We start from the raw sequence: 16,881 nt of genomic DNA on the forward strand, positions 1-16,881 counted from the left end.
ACTTGTTTATTGATAAATAGAATGTATAGGCGATCGCAAATAATTTACGATTGCTATAGATACAGCAGCTATAAGGCAATTTCCGCAATCGGGATACAAAATAAATTGCCACTTATTCTAAATAATTTATTTTCAAGGTTGTCAGACATTCCGTGGACATAGTTGTACCGCACAGGTTTCGTACCATCTTAATGGTACTTAAATAAACAGTTAAAGAATTATTTCCAGCCCTTGACTATTGGGAAGCGCAACTATATTACTGATCAAGTTTAGTCAAAAACTAATGTTACTAGTTTCCGAAATAGCCTTTGCTGAAAGAGAAATATAAAGTATGAAGTAAATCTATACCAAGCTATTACCTAAAATTGCAACTTTATATGCGTAATGAAGATGTAGTATTCTTTCGGTTATTCGGTTCTATATTTGCTGGTGTTGGCAGTATATTTGCCATCCTTGGCATTGTCTTCGTATTAAATACTCATTCTTTTATTGGTAAAAGTATATCAACGCAAGGAACTGTAGTTGATTTAGAGCGACATACATCAACAGATAGCAAAGGTCGCTCTTCGACTGCTTACTATCCAGTGATAAAATTTACTCCTAGTTCTGGTGATCCAATTGTATTTGAAGCCAATAGCGGTAGTAACCCACCGGCGCATCATAGAGGACAACAGATAGATATTCTCTACAATCCTCAAGCACCAGAATCGGCGATGATTAACTCTTGGCTGGATTTATGGTTTTTACCTGGGATGTTTACGGGAATGGGGTCGCTTTTTGTCGTGATTGGCGGAATTCCGTTAGTCAAGTCATTCCTTCCTAAAACATAATCTGATGTGCGATCGCATCTGTCAAGTTTCAGTCAGGGCGATCGCACTCAATATTAAATTACTTTTTTTTCAAGTCATAAGAAAGTTGTACCAATCCAGAGTTATAGTTTTGAACATTTTTTAAATCAAGCACTGTCTCAACACTTGGGTCATTGACAATTAAAGGAATACCACTACCTAAAATAATTGGATGAATTGATAAAATTAATTCATCAATATAATCATGCTTTAAAAAATAATGAATAGTTTGTGCGCCTCCAACTAACCAAATAACGCCACCATTTGATTGACGCAAATCTTCAATAAAATTTTGCCAATCATCATTTATAAGTTTGGCTTTATTTTCTGTTTCTCCTTGTAAGCTTTGAGAAAATACAAAAACTTCCTTATCATTATATGGATACTCGTCAAAACTCAATACTTGCTGATAGGTTTTGCGACCCATAATTAAAGTATCTACCTCAGCGATAAACTCTGTGTACCCGTAATCTTGATCTGTAAATAACCAATCTATTTCGCCTGCTTCTCTGGCAATATATCCGTCAAGGCTAGAAGCGATGAACAAACTAATTTTCCGCATACTCTCGCTGTAGATTTCCTAGTGATTGTCTAGAATACTACATTTCTTATTATGGGTTTACGTAAAAGGTTAATAATTATATTTTAGAGTTTTCAATAGTATTTATGCTTAAAAATTATCAACTTAACTATAATTTTATTAAAAATAATGAGCAGCCAGTAATGCTTTTTTTACACGGCTTTATTGGTAAATTAGATGAATTTGATGAAGTAATAAAATTCCTAGGTATAGAATTTTCTTATCTCACAGTCGATTTACCTGGACATGGCAAAACTAAAATTTTAACCACAGAAGAGTATTATAAAATAGAGCAAACTGCCCAGGGGTTAATCAATTTATTAGATTATTTAAATATTCCAAAATGCTTCTTAGTTGGTTATTCAATGGGTGGCAGATTAGGCTTATATCTCACTGTCAATTTTCCTGAACGGTTTAAGAAAGTTGTATTAGAGTCAGCTTCTCCTGGTCTGTGTACAGAAAAACAACGATTAGAACGGATTTTAAAAGATGAACAAATAGCTAGAAAGTTAACTCGAACTACTTCTCAGGAAGATTTTAGAGCCTTTTTACTTAATTGGTATAATCAGCCAATTTTTGGTTCTATAAAAAAACGCCCAGAATTTGCCAGAATGTTAGAGAGTCGGTTAGAGAATAACCCCCTTGAATTGGCTAAATCTCTACGTTTTATGGGAACTGGAAGCCAGCCTTCTTTATGGGAAAATCTGAAAGATATCAAAGTACCTTTACTTTTATTAGTAGGGGAGGAAGATGAAAAATTTTTAGATATTAATACTAATATGTCTCAAATCTGTAAATCTGCTTATTTAAAGGTAATTAATAACGCTGCACACAATGTTCATTTAGAAAATACTGGAGATTTTGTACAAAGTATTCAAGAGTTTTTGAGTTGAATTTTACAATATAAAATATTTTATTCTAATTGCTCTTAGGAGTGGCTGGAATTAAATTTCCGTTTGTGGGTTGAATAGCTGCGGTTAATTCTTCTTGTAACATCTTCTGATAAATACTCGGTAAGGATTTACTGACAGTGTTCGTTTCGATACCATAGCCTAAACTTGTCCAAGTGGGCGATAAACGCCGCAAAACTTCGTTTATCTTTCCTTGACGCAGCAATTGAGAAATATTAACTCCCCAAACTTTAGAATCATTTAACCAACGATATATTACTAAGTCTTGATATTCGGGTTCAAAACTATAAGAAGTCCAAAACACCATTTTCATTGGGTCAGGGTGATAGCGAGGTGCAATGTTATACCAAGTTGTATTGATAATTTGATATCTCCCCGCAGCAGTGGAACAATTACCAGTGTTCGGCCCAACGACGATAGTGACGCAGATTTCAGGATGGCGGCTAAGGTCTGTTACTTGCTGACCACCATACAGCAAAGAATAAGGACGATTACCATTAGCTTCGCTGGCTGAAATAGTTCGCATTAAGGCGCGGATGTAAGGGTCGCCGCCTTTCATGACTAAGGGTGGTTGTTGAACATTAAAAACGGGATCAGATGGCGATCGCAACTCTCCAAAAATATACCACTGCAACAAATATACAAAGCCCAGTAGCGCAGCTATTGGGCCAATTAACTTCTCAACACCTTTAAGTTTAAAATCTTTCAGATTATCACTCCTTTTTATTAGTCAATAGTTAATGGTAATCTGCAAATTATTTCTTTTGATGAGTGAGATTGGTTAAATACCCAACTTCTTGAAGAAGTCGGGTATTTCTCCGCCCATGAGAATTAATGCAATCAACTCTAGACTCAGCACTGTTGAAATAGTTCCCTAAAGGTTTTAACACTAGCTTCTGGTTTAGCAACAATTTCAACAATTTTATTGCGTGCGGCTGGTTCAAATAGTGCTTCGACACAAACTTGAGCAACTTTTTGCCGAGGAAGGCTACCCTCGAATAATGTATCTGCACTTTGCATTACGATCGCATCAGAATTATCTTCGTTTTTCAAACCACCAGGGCGCACAATTGTATAGGTGAGACCACTTTTTTGAATATATTCCTCGGCTTGTTTTTTCCAAACTAAAATCAGCCAAAACAGATTTAAGGGATGGAATAGCTGAGATGTACACATAGAGGAAACTAAGATAAAATGCTCAATACCTTTGGCTTTAGCCGCATCCACTAAATTTTTAGTACCTTCAAAATCTACTTTATATGGCCCTGTTGGATCAAAGCTTGGTTTTGCACCAGTAGCACATAACAATACAGTGCTATCTCCCAAAGCAGCAGCGAGGCTTTCGGGTTGCAACACATCGCCAGCAACTAACTCAGCATCAGGAGGCAAAATCGCCCTAGCTTTCTGTATATCCCGCACTAAAGCCCGCACAGGAATATTACGCGCTACTAACTCTTGGACAATTCGCCGACCTGTCTCGCCTGTCGCCCCTGCTACAAATGCTTTCATTACAAACGCTATCCTAAAAAACTAGTATGTGATTTATCAGTATTTTAGTAATTTCATAAACCCCATGACAGAAACTTGAAATTTCAGCCACAATAATATCTTGCGTGCGAAATTTCCCAAAAAATCTGGGAATTATTAATATAGCCATACGCCAACTGGGAGGGGAATGCATTCATGCTTTCAATAGACGGCGAATATCAATCTTTAGAAATACAAGAAGCTGTTTTACCTGTAGATTCCAATTTAATAGAAACTGAGAATACAGTTACATCTGTAACTGTTGGAACACAAACCCAATTTTGCGGTTCCTATAGCGATTTTATGGAAATGTATGCCCCAATACATCAAGTTGCTGAGTATCTCAATGCTCATTCTTCATGGTTTACACGCTGTGCTGAACCCATGAAGGTACAACCATTGGGAGAAAATGGCTATGCTTTGGTTATTGGACGTTTCGGTTCTTTTGGTTATGAAGTAGAACCAAAAATTGGCTTGGAACTTTTACCAGCCCAAGAAGGAATTTATCGCATTCGGACTATCCCGATTCCTGGCTACCAAGCACCTGGCTACGATGTAGATTATCGGGCATCGATGCAACTCAAAGAATATTTCAATGAGGATGCTGACCTCAAATCAAGTCAGGTAACACGCGTGGAATGGGAATTAGATTTAAAAGTTTATCTTCACTTTCCCAAATTTATTCAGCGATTACCCAAGTCTATAATTCAATCTACAGGCGATCGCTTACTTAATCAAATTGTCCGTCAAGTCTCTCGCCGCTTAACATACAAAGTTCAACAAGATTTTCATGGATCTTTAGGCATACCTTTTCCTGACCGTTCCAAAAAAAAGCGATAGGTCAAAAGTCCACAGTCAATAGTCAATAGTGGTGAAACTTTTGACTATTGACTATTGACTATGCGTTAGAAAGAATTCTTTGAACAATTTGCACGCCAGTGATAGCCTGCCACGTAAAAAGACCTAAAATTCCGAAATTTAACAGAATATGAGTCACCCGCGCCCAATTTGCACCTTTTTGCATAAAAGGCGATAGGGCAGCAGAAAATGCAATTAAACTAGTCATCCCTAACCCTGCAATTAAGTGTGGGCCGACAAATAACTTACCGTTATTAATATAGGTGACAGCCATACCACCTACTGCGCCTACTACCATCAAAGCTAAAAGAATAGACCCGATTTGGTAGTGTTTAACGTTATATCTACCTTTGATTAGTTCTTTCTTTTCTTCCCCTTGAGCGTTTCTGGTACGCTGTACTTGCAGTCCCAGGTAAGCAGCATAAAGTGAAATTGCTAAAAGTACCCACATCATTAGCGGGTGGAAAAAGTTCAGCCAGTATTTAACCGAGGCAGACAGTTCCAGAGTCATTGTGTTATCGCCCAATTCTTAAATCTTAATAAAAATTAGCACAAGTGTAATAAAAAAGGGACTAGGGGCTAGAGGCTAGGGCTAGAGATTAGGGAGTTGAGATGAATATTTTTTTGTCACTACTTGGTTTCAAAACATACTTCTACAGCCTGTCCTCCACAACGCTTGTCTACGAAATATCTGTTTTCTAGCCTCTAGCCCCTATTGCAAAAGTACCTAAAGAATTTCACACTAAATTCTGTGAGTAGACAAAAAACTGCCTGGGCAGGATTTAATTAATGGCTGAAAACAACGATGTCTTGCTGCTGAAGACTGCGAAAGTTGGAGATATAAAGCGACTGAGTGCGATATTAGCTGCTGGTGCTAGGGTGGATGCTTGCGATCGCGATGGTACCACGGCGTTAATGTTTGCTGCTAATTTAGGCTACACCGAAATTGTGCGATCGCTGTTAGATGCCGGGGCAAATATTAACTTGGCGAGAAAACGCTATGGCTTAACGGCGTTAATGTTAGCTGCTAGTAACAATCAAGTTGATATTGTGCAGTTATTAGTATCAAGAGGTGCTAATGTCGATGCTATCAATGAAGATGGCAGCACAGCTTTGATGGCAGCCGCGCTTAAAGGTTATGTAGAGGTAGTGCGGATATTACTGGCTGCTGGTGCGAAGGTAAATATTGCTGATCATGATGATGACACTGCTTTAAAATTGGCGGTGAAGCAGGGACACGCCGCAGTTGTGCAACTCATAGCGCAAAGTGGCGCGGATGTAAATCTTCAAGATGAAGATGGCGAAACATTGTTAATGATTGCTGCTGACTTAGGCAATTTAGATGTTGTCCAAGCATTATTAACAGCTGGCGCAGATGTGAACTTAAAAAACAGCGATGGTAGTACAGCATTATTAGCCGCCGCCGCCGCAGGCAACAGTGCGATCGCATCTGCTTTACTAGATAGAGGTGCCGAAATTAATCACCAAGATAAAGACGGTGAAACTGCATTACATATTGCCGTAGTCGAAGGCTATATTGACATAGTACAGATGTTACTCAGTCGCGGCGCAAACTTACAAATTAGAAATAAATTAGGCGATACAGCAATGTTAGTCGCCGTATTACAAGGACATAGCGAAATTGTGCCATTACTGCTGAGTGCTGGTGTCAAAACTGTTGGGGGAACTGAAATTCCTTTGCTGGCGGCACTATCTTTAGGACATACTCAAATAGTAAAACTATTGCTAGACTACGGTGCTAATCCCAATGCTCTTAGCAGTGATGGAAAAGCAGCTTTGCTAAAGGCTGCTGAACGCAACCGCGTAGAAATTATTAAGCTGCTAATAGAAAAAGGCGCAAATGTAAATTTTCAAGATACATCTGGCGCGACAGCATTAATGTGGGCTGCTTCTGGTGGTTATAGCGAAACTGTGCAGATATTATTGCAAGCTGGGGCAAATATGAATCTTAAAAATCGTGGTGGCTATACTGCTTTAATGCTGGCAGAATTTAATGGCTATAAAAATGTCGTCAAGCTACTGCAAAAAGCTGGGGCGCAGGAATAAGCTCCTACATATATAGTTTATACATTTAGACTGCAAGGGGGCAGGGGTGCAGAGGTGCAGGGGAGAGAGATTGAACGTAAGAACTCAGAAGTCAGAACAGTTAAAGAATCAGCCCAATATTTGAGAATGAAGAAATAAATCAGTAAGCGCAGATTAAATCTCCTACCCATTCTGACTTCTGACTCCTGGATGCTGAATTCTTACGATTGAACTATTTCTCTTAAATCAAAAATGTAAACAGCTTAATAGAGGCAGAAAATATAGCTTCTATATTAGGTAATTATTTCTCATTCTTTGTTTAAATATTACTCTTGGGCTGCTTTAAACATCTGCAATTTTTGTGATTTAAAATACCAAATTTTAATATCATTACTAATAGCTTGACAAAGGTGAAAATCCACGGTATTTACTTATTATACGAGGGCTATATAAAATACCCCAGTGCATAATTAACTCAAAAAAGCAAAACTCCACCGCAGCTATTTTCGCCTACTGCGACGGAGAACAAAGAAACTGAAACACCAAGGTAAAGCACAAGCAAAACGTTTGTACATCACGGAAAATGATGAAGCAAAAGATTAGGAAAACCTAAGCATTTCGCCCAATCTCTCCCTTGGTGTTTCCTACTGTGCTAGACATTTATCAATATATAATTTTTAGTTTCTGGAAACAGTATTGTATTGATCAGTTTCCAGGTATAACGCTCAACGATAATTAAGTAAGCTGATGTAATTTGAGGTTGCTGGCTAAATCAACTAGTAAATCAAATGAGAAAATTTTTAAATATCCGCAATTTTTGTGGATAGGAATTGGTTTTAAGCGGGGCAGTTCACAGCAGTTGATTGAAATAGCAATTCAGGAAGTTTTTCAAAAAAATTTACTTGATGAAAGCGCGATCGCGGGTCTTGCTACTATAGATACGAAAGCTTCGGAAAATTTTTTAATAGAACTGTGCCGCCTACGCAACTGGCAATTTAAAATCTTTTCAGCACAACAACTATCTACTGTCGAAGTTCCCAACCCTACTGAAATCATTACCACAGCAGTAGGAACACCCAGTGTTGCGGAGGCGGCTGCTATCTTGGCAGCTTCTCGGTTAGATTTCGATTTGTTGCTACCTAAACAGATTTTTCGCTTACCAGGAGAACCAGGGGTAGTAACTATAGCTGTAGCTGAAGAAATACAGCAATGAGGAATTATAGCTACCAAGAATATGTCAATAAGGACATTTTAAGAGCCAATTTCAGGAAAAGTAATATTTTTACCTCCTGTCTCCTGCCACTTCTTCAATTATCAACAGCTCTCAGAAAATAATTAATTACACTGGAAACAATAGATAGCACAACTGAACCAAGTAAAGCCGGTAGAAACCCTTTAATCTCAAAACCAGTCCCAGGGGTAATAGCACTTGCTATCCATAGAGAAATAGCATTGATAACAAATGTAAATAAACCGAAAGTTAGTAAGGTAATGGGAAATGCCAAAAGCTGCAAAATTGGTCTGACAAAGGCATTTACCAGCCCGATAACTATCACAGCCACTAAAGCCGCAACAAAGTTATTAACTTCAAAACCATCAACAATTCTAGAGGTGATGAGTAAAGCTACCGCAGTACCCAGCCAAGTTAACAAAAAGTGCTTCATATAAAACAGAAAGTAGGACGGGAGTTGTAAGAAGGAGCAGGAAGTTTTGTACTTGAATTGCCAGAACTACTGACTATGATGTTTAGCCTATCGTTGCCTAGGCGATCGCTGCAAGAGAATTTCCCAAGTAGCACCACCTGCTACACCATCATCTTCTAAACCATAGCGTCTTTGCAGGGCTTTAACTGCTGCTTCGGTAGACCGGCCAAAATCGCCATCTATATTACTGCTACTTAAGAAGCCAAACCTTTGCAGTTGTCGTTGCAATGTAGTGACCTCTGAACCTTGGTTGCCTAAGCGTAAAATTGGATATCCTTCCGAGGTGTACTGAAGACCTGGGACTTGGCGAAAAGTGATAGCTGGCGTACTGCGAGTTGACGAGGAAGACCGGGCAGAAGTTCTGTTTTGATTTGTGGAAGTTCTGCGGTTAGCTGGTCTAGGTTCAGGTGCTAGAGTTGGCACTTGAGTTGCCCTATTTCTGGGATTAGCAGGTCTTGGTTCCGGTTTTGCAGTGTTTGTATTTTGCCCAGATGGAGCTAGTAAAGCCGCAGCAGTATTGGATGTAGATGCTGGCTCTTTGGGAAACAGTTTTTGCCAAGTAGCAGCATCAACCACGCCATTAGGGTTTAAGCCAACTGCTTGCTGAAACCGAGAAACTGCATTAGCTGTATTGTCACTATAAACTCCGTCAACTTTACCTGAATAAAAGCCCAAAAGCTGGAGTGCGGCTTGTAACTCCGATACACGATCTCCTTGGCTGCCAACTCTTAAGGTAGGACGATTAATGCTCGCTCCGGTCACTGCTTGAGCAACTTTTTGGGGTGCTGCAATTGCAACTCCGGGCCAAAAATTCATCAGCCAAGGTGTGGAGAATAATAGCAGTAACCTATACAACTTCTTAGCACTCAAGATACTTGCTCTCAGGCTGCCTGTCATGGAATTTACTCCAGAATCTTCTGATGCTCATCTTACAGCCGCAAGGGGTTAGAGGCTAGGGTAAATACTTTTGTACGACAGTCCAGCCAGTCCAAGATACCCAAGCAAAGGCAGCGAAGAGAATAATATTTACGGTAATATGTAAAGTTCTTACCCAAGGTCTTCTGGGGCTAATTTGAGTTGCACTGATAGCAGATAGCAATACTAAAAATACTACTATTAGCCCAGCTGCTAAGTGTGATGAATGTCCTAAAGAACCAAAGTGTCCTAAGGTGCCGATAATACCGATCGCCAGCAATAGTAGCACTAAACTCACCATACTGATGCCCATTGTATAGTGGAGCGATCGCACTCCTCCACGACTCACAGGGAATCCGGGAAAGCTAGGTAAGGACTCAGAAGTTCTAGCTTGCCGCATCCATATACCTGTGATAGCTAACAGCACATAAGCCAATAGCGATAATCCCATCGACCAGGCGGCTATTTTCCACAGCCAGATAAAAGAGGGTAGATGCATAAATTTAGGGAGTGGGGAGTGGAAGAAGAGGTAGAAGGAAGGGAGAATAACTTAATGACAACCCTTATTAACAATAGAAAAGGTTGCTGATATCAGCAACCTTAAATTTTTTTGAACAAATTTTTTATTTTAAGCAAGGAAATGATTAACCAGCAACTGTTAAAGGTTTTGTTGTATCTCCGCTTTTGGTATTAATTGCCTTGACTATGGGATTTTTACTGATAGGGTCGAGGGTAACTGAGTCGGTATTAAAGTCAATACTGCTTGGTTCGTGAATCGCAAGGCGATCACACGGAATTGTATCCGATAAAATTGCACTTGCCATCATCCCGGTATGAATCTCCATTTGAGCTTCTAGCGGGGCTTCAAACACCAGGCGTTGACCAGGAAAAACAACCCTTTCAAAGTACCAGTTAGAAATGTTAGAGATCCGAGCCACCTGGATTTTGCTGGTGGCATTAACGTAGCAGCAGAGAAATTTCCCCGATTGCTCAGGTGGTAGAGAATCTAATATTTGAGCCATAACTGCCGAGGAGCTTTACGCAACACTTTGTATATTACATAAGCCAAGACTAACACTGGCTGATCCCCAGCTACTGTAACTCCGACTACCAACTGAAAATTTCTACGTTATTTCTATCTAAAGATATGTTCAAGTTATGAAAACTTTATAAAATCATCTATTTTAAAAAAAATTATACACTATTAACAAAAATTTCTCATTGTTTTCTTTGGTAACGAAATTGCCTCATACATTAATTAACTATCAATAGAGTATGTTAAACCTTCTTCTAGCTTGTATCTATTTTGAATGAGTTGACACGGTTATACCTTTAGATAGGTAGCAAGGGATCATCGCTTAATAGTTGAACTCAATGTTATGGTAAAGATATATGAACAATTTATTCATAAAACAATCTTTCCTGATTGATGCCCAGCCAAGATAGCTATCTCCGCCATTCCTAACAGGAAAAAAGAAGAAGCACAAATCAGCCTAAACGTCAATCTAGATTGTCATAAATAAGACTAACTCAAACTACATTTCTAAAAATATGTCTCGCTTTCCTTAAAGAATGGCAAGATGGAGGATAAAACACTAATGATCAAAAATCGAATTCTCTACGTTCGCCTTCCTTGTAACCCCATATTTCCTATTGGGGTTGTTTATCTTTGTGATCATGTCCACAAACTATTTCCTCACATCGAACAGCGCATTTTCGATTTGGGGACAGTTCCACCTTTAGACTACACTGCGGCTTTAGACCGTTGTATCGATGAATTTAAACCCACACTGCTAGTATTTTCTTGGCGAGATATTCAGATTTATGCCCCAGTTGGTGGACGTGGCGGAAACCCACTGCAAAATGCTTTTGAATTTTATTACGCCAAAAATCCCCTGACCAAATTACGTGGCGGATTAGGTGGTTTACGAATCTTCATTGCCTACTATGTAGAGTTATGGCGCAATTTGGGATTAATCAAACGCGGTTTAAAACGCGCTCAAAAATATAACTCTGAAGCACGTGCAGTTGTAGGTGGTGGTGCAGTCAGCGTATTTTATGAACAGTTGGGTAAAAGCTTACCTTCAGGAACAATTATTTCTGTGGGTGAAGGCGAAACCTTACTAGAAAAACTCTTAAGTGGTAGAGAAATTCGTGATGAACGCTGTTATGTCGTCGGAGAAGGTAAACCACGCCAACGCTTGATTCACGAACAACCTACCCCATTAGAAAAAACTGCTTGTAACTACGACTATATTGAAAACGTCTGGCCAGAGTTTAACTATTATCTGCAAGACCAAGACTTTTATATAGGAGTACAAACCAAGCGCGGTTGTCCCCATAACTGCTGCTACTGTGTTTACACTGTTGTGGAAGGTAAACAAGTTCGGATAAATCCCGCCGAGGAAGTTGTGGCGGAAATGCGACAACTATATAATCGCGGTGTGCGGAACTTTTGGTTTACCGATGCCCAATTTATCCCAGCGCGGAGATATATTAATGATGCCATCGAACTATTACAGGCGATCGTTGATTCTGGGATGACAGATATTCATTGGGCAGCATACATCAGAGCCGACAACTTAACTCCCGAATTGTGCGACTTAATGGCAAAAACCGGGATGAACTATTTTGAAATCGGCATTACCAGTGGTTCTCAAGAACTGGTACGCAAAATGCGGATGGGTTACAACCTGCGGACTGTCTTACAAAACTGTCGTGACTTAAAAGCAGCCGGGTTTAACGATTTAGTTTCTGTCAATTACTCTTTTAATGTGATTGACGAACGCCCTGAAACTATTCGCCAAACCATAGCCTATCACCGCGAACTAGAACAAATCTTTGGTGCAGATAAAGTTGAACCAGCCATTTTCTTCATTGGACTGCAACCCCACACCCATTTAGAAGAGTATGCCTTTAAAGAAGGCATCCTCAAACCAGGGTACAATCCTATGAGCTTGATGCCGTGGACAGCTAAAAAACTGCTATGGAACCCCGAACCCCTTGGTTCTTTCTTTGGCGAAGTCTGCTTACAAGCTTGGCGACAAAATCCTAATGACTTCGGACGGGAAGTTATGAAGATTTTAGAAGAAAGGCTAGGTTGTGCAGAATTAGAAGCAGCACTATCCGCGCCAATTGAAACGAAAGCAAAACAATTAGCAGGCATATCATAAAATACGTAGTAATCAAGGGATGGGGTATGAAAAAACCTTCCGTAATCCCCACTCCCTACTCCCTACTCCCTACTCCCCATCCCCTATGTTAGAAGGTTCGATTTTACAAAAGCTGGAAACAGCGCATCGCCATACCACCAGACCAATTCGATTTGGAGTGTATTATAAAAACACCCTAGTTGCTCTGTGTCACGCTCTAGAAGACCACATTTTAGCTGATCAGACTCAGCCTCTTGTCATTACAGCCTTCCAACGTGGTAAATGGTATTTACAAGAAGCCGAAAGATATGCAGACATAGCCAAGTGCAGCCGTGAAATTAGCATCATGGCTGCAACCGATGCAGGCTTTGCTGAACATCCTACCAGCCAATTACCCAATGTAGACTTAGTAGCATTAGAGCCAAACGACCCAGTAGCGCAGGAATGGCATTTGATTATTCTGTCGCCTGGATACACAGCAATGGTACTTTGTCAAGAGCTATCGGAGGCTGATTATGGTGCAGGTGGGCTACCAGCTTCAGACTTAGAACGCAAATTCTACGGTTTGTGGACGTTTGAACCGGAGTTAGTGAAAGAAACAGCAGAACTGGCGATCGCTCATATTCAAAAATATAATCCAGAATTAGCAGCAAAACTCACTACACATAAAGAAGCAATTCAGTCTCGTCTAGCTGCACCAGAAGACTTAAGTACAGTAGTCTCTCGTGTAGTTGATTACCTGCAAACAGGACAAGAGAACTTATCGATTCCTACAGCACTGCGTCAACAAGCTTTAGACCGTAACTTGGTTTCTAACGAAATCCAAGCATTTTTGCGGATGGCACAGTTGATAGATTTTGCCGATATCAACAACCCAATGGCAGCTGCGGAAGTCGTAGCCCTTTCCGAAGCAATGGCACAGTTGTTAGAACTACCAGCTTGGCAAATTAAAAGATTGCGGCTAGCAGGTTTATTACACCGCATAGATCCGCTACAAAAAGCCGAAAGCGTTCTTACTCCCGGAACATCTGGCCGTTACACAGAACACGCGCCCAGTTGTCCTTTAACTTGTCCTTTAGTGCCAGGGGCGCAGGTATTGCGAACCATGCCCAGGCTACGGGCTGTTGCTCAACTTATCACGCACCAAACCGAGTGGTGGGATGGTACAGGAGAACCAGCAGGTTTAGCTGGAGATGAAATTCCCTTAGAATCAAGAATTTTAGCCTTAGTCGCAGAATTTCAATGGCGAGTCAATCAAATAAAATCAGCTAATCAAAGTCGAGAAGAAATATTTGCTCAAGCTTTAGAAGAATGCCGACAGCAACAATCAACCCGCTTTGACCCTAAACTAATAGATGCCCTAACTTTATTAGTCATGGGTTTGCAACAAGGGCTAGATTTACCTGTGATGACAACCAAAGCCAGCAACGGTATGTGGTTACTTGATTCTCGCTGGGATAGCCATAGCAAGAGTAGTGAGGAGATTGGTAGTTACCGCAAATGAACATTGACGCTATTAAATCAGGAACCCTCAAACAACTGCCAGGGGTAAATTTAGAAGACGAGGAACTCTGTAAACTCGATTTAAGCCGGATTAATTTTGCAGGCGCAACGCTTGTTGGCACTAATTTTAGCGGTTCTAAACTCGAAGGTGGGCATTTAGAAGGAGCCAACTTAATGGGGGCTAACCTGCAAGAAACTGACTTGCGGGCGAACCTGATGGGAGCAAACTTAATGCAAGCCGACTTAACCAGTGCTGACTTGCGCGGTAGCAATTTACGCGGTGCTAACTTAATGGGTGCAACCCTTAATGATGTATCGTTAGCGGGTGCTTTTTTAAGTGGCGCGAATTTGATGAATGTCAACTTACAAGGCGTTGACTTACGCAGTGCTGATTTGCGTGGTGCTAACTTGAGTGGGGCAAATCTTAAAGGCGCAGACTTAAGCCGTGCTGACTTGCAAGGAACACTTTTGAGTGAGGCGAATCTTGAAGAAGCTGACTTGCGAGGCGCGAATTTAGCAGGGGCAAATTTGACAGGTGCTAACTTGCTGTGTGCAGAGTTAGAAGGGGTAAATTTAAGCGGTGTGAAGTTGGATAAAGCTTGTTTGGTGGGTACTGTAATTGAGACACTGGCGTAAATATTGCACTAAAAAAGGCAGTATCCTTGGCTATTGTTAAAATTTTCGCAGGTGAAGCGAGTAAAAATTTGTAAGCCTAACTGTACCACTAGCAATCCCTATTAAAGAATCAAAGTATGACTGACGAAAGCCAATCAAACAACTCAGATGAAGAGGAGTTTGACCCGGTAATAGACCCAAGGGATTGGTCAGCAGCAGAAACAGAGTTAGCCTGTTTTGCACTTGCTAGAAGCAAGGGTAAACGGTTGGTTAAAATCATCAACACTAAAAAACCACCTATGCCTTTTATTTGTATTTTTGAGGACTACCCAGAATGACACCTGTCGCCGCACAAGTCACAATCACAGCAATCATTCCTATGTTGACCGCTATCGGAAATCGACAATGGGAAAAGTTTAAAGAACTGGAGGCAGACTTTGTATCCCAGTATGGAGTAGAGGTATGGCAAGAGGTTTTTAATTTCCGTCTCAAGCCAGCACTGGATAAAGATTCTGACAGATGGCTACTTATCCAATGGTGTAGTGAAGGAATTATCTCAGTCAAAAATGTGGCGTAGCGGCGATCGCCAATAGCTATAACTTGCTGTTGTTTCTGGCTACTGGATTGCATAATTTTTTTAATTTATTTTATCAGAGGTGCGATCGCCTCACTTGCCTACTCATCCATACCGCCAAAATACTCATTAAAAATAACCCCATCACACCCATCAAAGGATTTTGATATACTCCAGTCACCCAATCAGGCACTGCACCCGTATATTTAATTAATCCCCCGATATTGATAATGTAGTAGCCGCCAACCAAACCACCATGTAAACCAATTGGTAAACCTAAACGTCCCCTACGCCAACGCTTTGCCCATACCTGCGTTAACCCTAAAACTATTAAAGCCGGGAACTGCGGCAAAGTTTGGATAATTGCCTCTAATGGCTTAATAAAATGTAATGCAGCAAATACAATAGCATTCGTCCAAAGTGCTATACGCTGGCTGTAATCACGCTGTAATTCATTAAGCAACCAGCCGCGAAATAATAACTCCTCGGCAAACCCAACAGCCAAGCCAACAATTAAACCTTCTATAACTATTTTTAATAAAAAAACCTTTGGTTGTTGCCATACCAGCCAACCTAAAAGACTTTCTATGCCAAATAGTATCCAAATATTAGTTAAACCTATAGCCAAGCCACGCAGCAAATCTATTCTGTTGTGTTGCGTAGTATCTAAACCATAATGCTGCAATATCTGAGGTTGCTGATAGACATACTTACCCCACAACTTCAAAAGTAAAATAAATTCTGCGTATAGCAAAACCATTGTTAAAATACTTACTAAGTTAGCATCACGTACTAGTAAGTAAATCGGTGCTGCAAAAGGCAACCATAGCAGCAACAGCATTAAAATAAAACAACCCAGCCGAATGGGGGCAGGGCTTTGAGCTAATCGGACAAGGTTGTTTTTCATACTGAGTAGTTCAAGAACCCAAAGCTAGGCGATTAGAAATCGCAGCTATACAAACAAAGTCCGCCTGCGCGGACTAAGAAAAAATCTAGGGTTTTTAACCCACGCAGGTGGGTTTTGTCTATGTAGCCGCGACTTCCCGCCGCCAAAGCTGTTTTTAGACAAATGACCAATAACCAATGACTATTCATCAGGTTCAATACTGCTGGATAAACCGTGAGTTTTCAATGTTTCACAGTAAAATTCAGCGTGTTCTAAAGCGCAGGTAATGACTAATGCTAACCCGTTTGTATGGGCTTCCATCATGATGCTCACAGCTTGGGGCTGAGTGAGACTCGGTACGGTGGTTAATAGCGCCTGCACCACATACTCCATAGAGTTGTAGTCGTCGTTATGGAGCAAAACGCGATACCGAGGGGCGAGCTTGCGGGATGTGGAACTCTTCTCAATGGTTTCGACAGACACGGCTCTTTGCTCTTGTTTCGATGATTTACTACAACGGAATGCCTATAGGCGATCGCTTAACAGCTTAACAGTTATTTACTTATTTTATAACATTAAATCCCAAACTCCCTCTTACCCAAAGGTTTGTTCTTAAGACAGATCCTATCCTTTGGCATCGTTGTCAATGAGTTTGAATAAACTAAGTAGAACGACATAAAAAAACCAAACTGTGTGAAGATAAGTAAATAAAGTCGATGTATCAAGCACGGTAACAAAGGTATGGGTAGCCGTTTAAGGGTAT

At 40.4% G+C, this 16,881-nt stretch carries 21 protein-coding genes; 10 read left to right on the forward strand and 11 right to left on the reverse strand.

The genetic code is table 11. From position 1 onward, the window contains the following. Positions 1 to 377: 377 nt before the first annotated feature. Positions 378 to 830 carry a DUF3592 domain-containing protein gene (locus H6G76_RS26480; RefSeq protein WP_190707779.1) on the forward strand — a complete coding sequence of 151 codons (453 nt, stop codon included), beginning with the start codon at positions 378 to 380 and terminating at the stop codon, positions 828 to 830. Between the two features lie 58 nt (positions 831 to 888). Here the strand turns inward: H6G76_RS26480 and H6G76_RS26485 are convergent, their stop codons facing one another. Next, entirely contained in the window at positions 889 to 1,410 is a 522-nt protein-coding gene (locus H6G76_RS26485) for a dihydrofolate reductase family protein (RefSeq protein WP_190707781.1), read from the reverse strand. 104 nt (positions 1,411 to 1,514) lie between these two features. Between H6G76_RS26485 and menH the strand changes: the two genes are divergently transcribed. Then, entirely contained in the window at positions 1,515 to 2,321 is an 807-nt protein-coding gene (gene menH / locus H6G76_RS26490) for a 2-succinyl-6-hydroxy-2,4-cyclohexadiene-1-carboxylate synthase (RefSeq protein WP_190707783.1), read from the forward strand. Between the two features lie 25 nt (positions 2,322 to 2,346). Here menH and H6G76_RS26495 read toward each other — a convergent pair whose 3' ends face one another. Together H6G76_RS26495 and H6G76_RS26500 are read right to left on the reverse strand one after the other, a co-directional pair. Further along, entirely contained in the window at positions 2,347 to 3,012 is a 666-nt protein-coding gene (locus H6G76_RS26495; RefSeq protein ID WP_313934837.1) for a glycoside hydrolase family protein, read from the reverse strand. Between the two features lie 179 nt (positions 3,013 to 3,191). Next, entirely contained in the window at positions 3,192 to 3,848 is a 657-nt protein-coding gene (locus H6G76_RS26500) for an NAD(P)H-binding protein (RefSeq protein ID WP_190707785.1), read from the reverse strand. A 174-nt stretch (positions 3,849 to 4,022) separates the two neighbouring features. Here H6G76_RS26500 and H6G76_RS26505 point away from each other — a divergent pair, with 174 nt between their 5' ends. Continuing rightward, positions 4,023 to 4,706, forward strand: coding sequence for a DUF1997 domain-containing protein (locus H6G76_RS26505; protein WP_190707787.1), 684 nt, complete (start codon positions 4,023 to 4,025; stop codon positions 4,704 to 4,706). A 58-nt stretch (positions 4,707 to 4,764) separates the two neighbouring features. On the opposite strand, the gene H6G76_RS26510 is transcribed toward H6G76_RS26505, so the two are convergent. Further along, positions 4,765 to 5,235, reverse strand: a complete 471-nt coding sequence (locus H6G76_RS26510; protein ID WP_190707789.1) for a DUF4079 domain-containing protein — start codon at positions 5,233 to 5,235, stop codon at positions 4,765 to 4,767. 278 nt (positions 5,236 to 5,513) lie between these two features. Between H6G76_RS26510 and H6G76_RS26515 the strand changes: the two genes are divergently transcribed. Both H6G76_RS26515 and H6G76_RS26520 read left to right on the forward strand, forming a co-directional pair. Beyond that, positions 5,514 to 6,791 carry an ankyrin repeat domain-containing protein gene (locus H6G76_RS26515; protein ID WP_190707792.1) on the forward strand — a complete coding sequence of 426 codons (1,278 nt, stop codon included), beginning with the start codon at positions 5,514 to 5,516 and terminating at the stop codon, positions 6,789 to 6,791. 739 nt (positions 6,792 to 7,530) lie between these two features. After that, entirely contained in the window at positions 7,531 to 7,983 is a 453-nt protein-coding gene (locus H6G76_RS26520) for a cobalamin biosynthesis protein (protein WP_242056526.1), read from the forward strand. A gap of 94 nt (positions 7,984 to 8,077) precedes the next feature. On the opposite strand, the gene H6G76_RS26525 is transcribed toward H6G76_RS26520, so the two are convergent. The 4 genes from H6G76_RS26525 to H6G76_RS26540 all read right to left on the reverse strand — a co-directional run bounded on the left by H6G76_RS26525 (position 8,078) and on the right by H6G76_RS26540 (position 10,410). Beyond that, positions 8,078 to 8,434 carry a phage holin family protein gene (locus H6G76_RS26525; RefSeq protein WP_190707795.1) on the reverse strand — a complete coding sequence of 119 codons (357 nt, stop codon included), beginning with the start codon at positions 8,432 to 8,434 and terminating at the stop codon, positions 8,078 to 8,080. 87 nt (positions 8,435 to 8,521) lie between these two features. Beyond that, on the reverse strand, positions 8,522 to 9,370 hold the full coding sequence (locus H6G76_RS26530; protein ID WP_190707798.1) for a peptidoglycan-binding protein: 849 nt from the start codon (positions 9,368 to 9,370) through the stop codon (positions 8,522 to 8,524). Positions 9,371 to 9,425: 55 nt separating this feature from the next. Next, positions 9,426 to 9,887, reverse strand: coding sequence for a DUF4079 domain-containing protein (locus H6G76_RS26535; RefSeq protein WP_190707801.1), 462 nt, complete (start codon positions 9,885 to 9,887; stop codon positions 9,426 to 9,428). Positions 9,888 to 10,032: 145 nt separating this feature from the next. Continuing rightward, positions 10,033 to 10,410: a DUF1830 domain-containing protein gene (locus H6G76_RS26540; RefSeq protein WP_190707804.1), complete on the reverse strand. Its 378-nt coding sequence runs from the start codon at positions 10,408 to 10,410 to the stop codon at positions 10,033 to 10,035. A 576-nt stretch (positions 10,411 to 10,986) separates the two neighbouring features. Here H6G76_RS26540 and H6G76_RS26545 point away from each other — a divergent pair. From H6G76_RS26545 to H6G76_RS37300, 5 genes are all read left to right on the forward strand, one after another. Continuing rightward, the gene (locus H6G76_RS26545; RefSeq protein ID WP_397333757.1) at positions 10,987 to 12,561 is read left to right on the forward strand and encodes a photosystem II high light acclimation radical SAM protein; all 1,575 of its coding nucleotides are present in this window, start codon (positions 10,987 to 10,989) and stop codon (positions 12,559 to 12,561) included. An 85-nt stretch (positions 12,562 to 12,646) separates the two neighbouring features. After that, on the forward strand, positions 12,647 to 14,044 hold the full coding sequence (locus tag H6G76_RS26550) for a DICT sensory domain-containing protein (RefSeq protein ID WP_190707836.1): 1,398 nt from the start codon (positions 12,647 to 12,649) through the stop codon (positions 14,042 to 14,044). Next, positions 14,041 to 14,679, forward strand: a complete 639-nt coding sequence (locus tag H6G76_RS26555; RefSeq protein WP_190707809.1) for a pentapeptide repeat-containing protein — start codon at positions 14,041 to 14,043, stop codon at positions 14,677 to 14,679. Before H6G76_RS26550 ends, H6G76_RS26555 begins: the two co-directional genes overlap by 4 nt. A gap of 116 nt (positions 14,680 to 14,795) precedes the next feature. After that, on the forward strand, positions 14,796 to 14,996 hold the full coding sequence (locus H6G76_RS26560) for a hypothetical protein (RefSeq protein ID WP_190707812.1): 201 nt from the start codon (positions 14,796 to 14,798) through the stop codon (positions 14,994 to 14,996). Then, the gene (locus tag H6G76_RS37300; RefSeq protein ID WP_242056527.1) at positions 14,993 to 15,235 is read left to right on the forward strand and encodes a hypothetical protein; all 243 of its coding nucleotides are present in this window, start codon (positions 14,993 to 14,995) and stop codon (positions 15,233 to 15,235) included. Before H6G76_RS26560 ends, H6G76_RS37300 begins: the two co-directional genes overlap by 4 nt. 73 nt (positions 15,236 to 15,308) lie before the next feature. Here H6G76_RS37300 and H6G76_RS26570 read toward each other — a convergent pair whose 3' ends face one another. The 3 genes from H6G76_RS26570 to clpS are packed head-to-tail and all read right to left on the reverse strand — an operon-like array spanning position 15,309 to position 16,601. Beyond that, a complete protein-coding gene (locus H6G76_RS26570; RefSeq protein WP_190707818.1) occupies positions 15,309 to 16,139 on the reverse strand; it encodes a CPBP family intramembrane glutamic endopeptidase in 831 nt (276 codons plus the stop codon). Between the two features lie 32 nt (positions 16,140 to 16,171). Then, on the reverse strand, positions 16,172 to 16,327 hold the full coding sequence (locus H6G76_RS26575; protein WP_190707821.1) for a hypothetical protein: 156 nt from the start codon (positions 16,325 to 16,327) through the stop codon (positions 16,172 to 16,174). Then, positions 16,320 to 16,601, reverse strand: a complete 282-nt coding sequence (clpS, locus tag H6G76_RS26580; RefSeq protein WP_190707823.1) for an ATP-dependent Clp protease adapter ClpS — start codon at positions 16,599 to 16,601, stop codon at positions 16,320 to 16,322. The genes H6G76_RS26575 and clpS overlap by 8 nt, the downstream gene beginning before the upstream one ends. Positions 16,602 to 16,881 lie beyond the last annotated feature (280 nt).

It is taken from the genome of Nostoc sp. FACHB-152, assembly GCF_014697475.1.
Taxonomy (GTDB): Bacteria; Cyanobacteriota; Cyanobacteriia; order Cyanobacteriales; family Nostocaceae; genus Nostoc_B.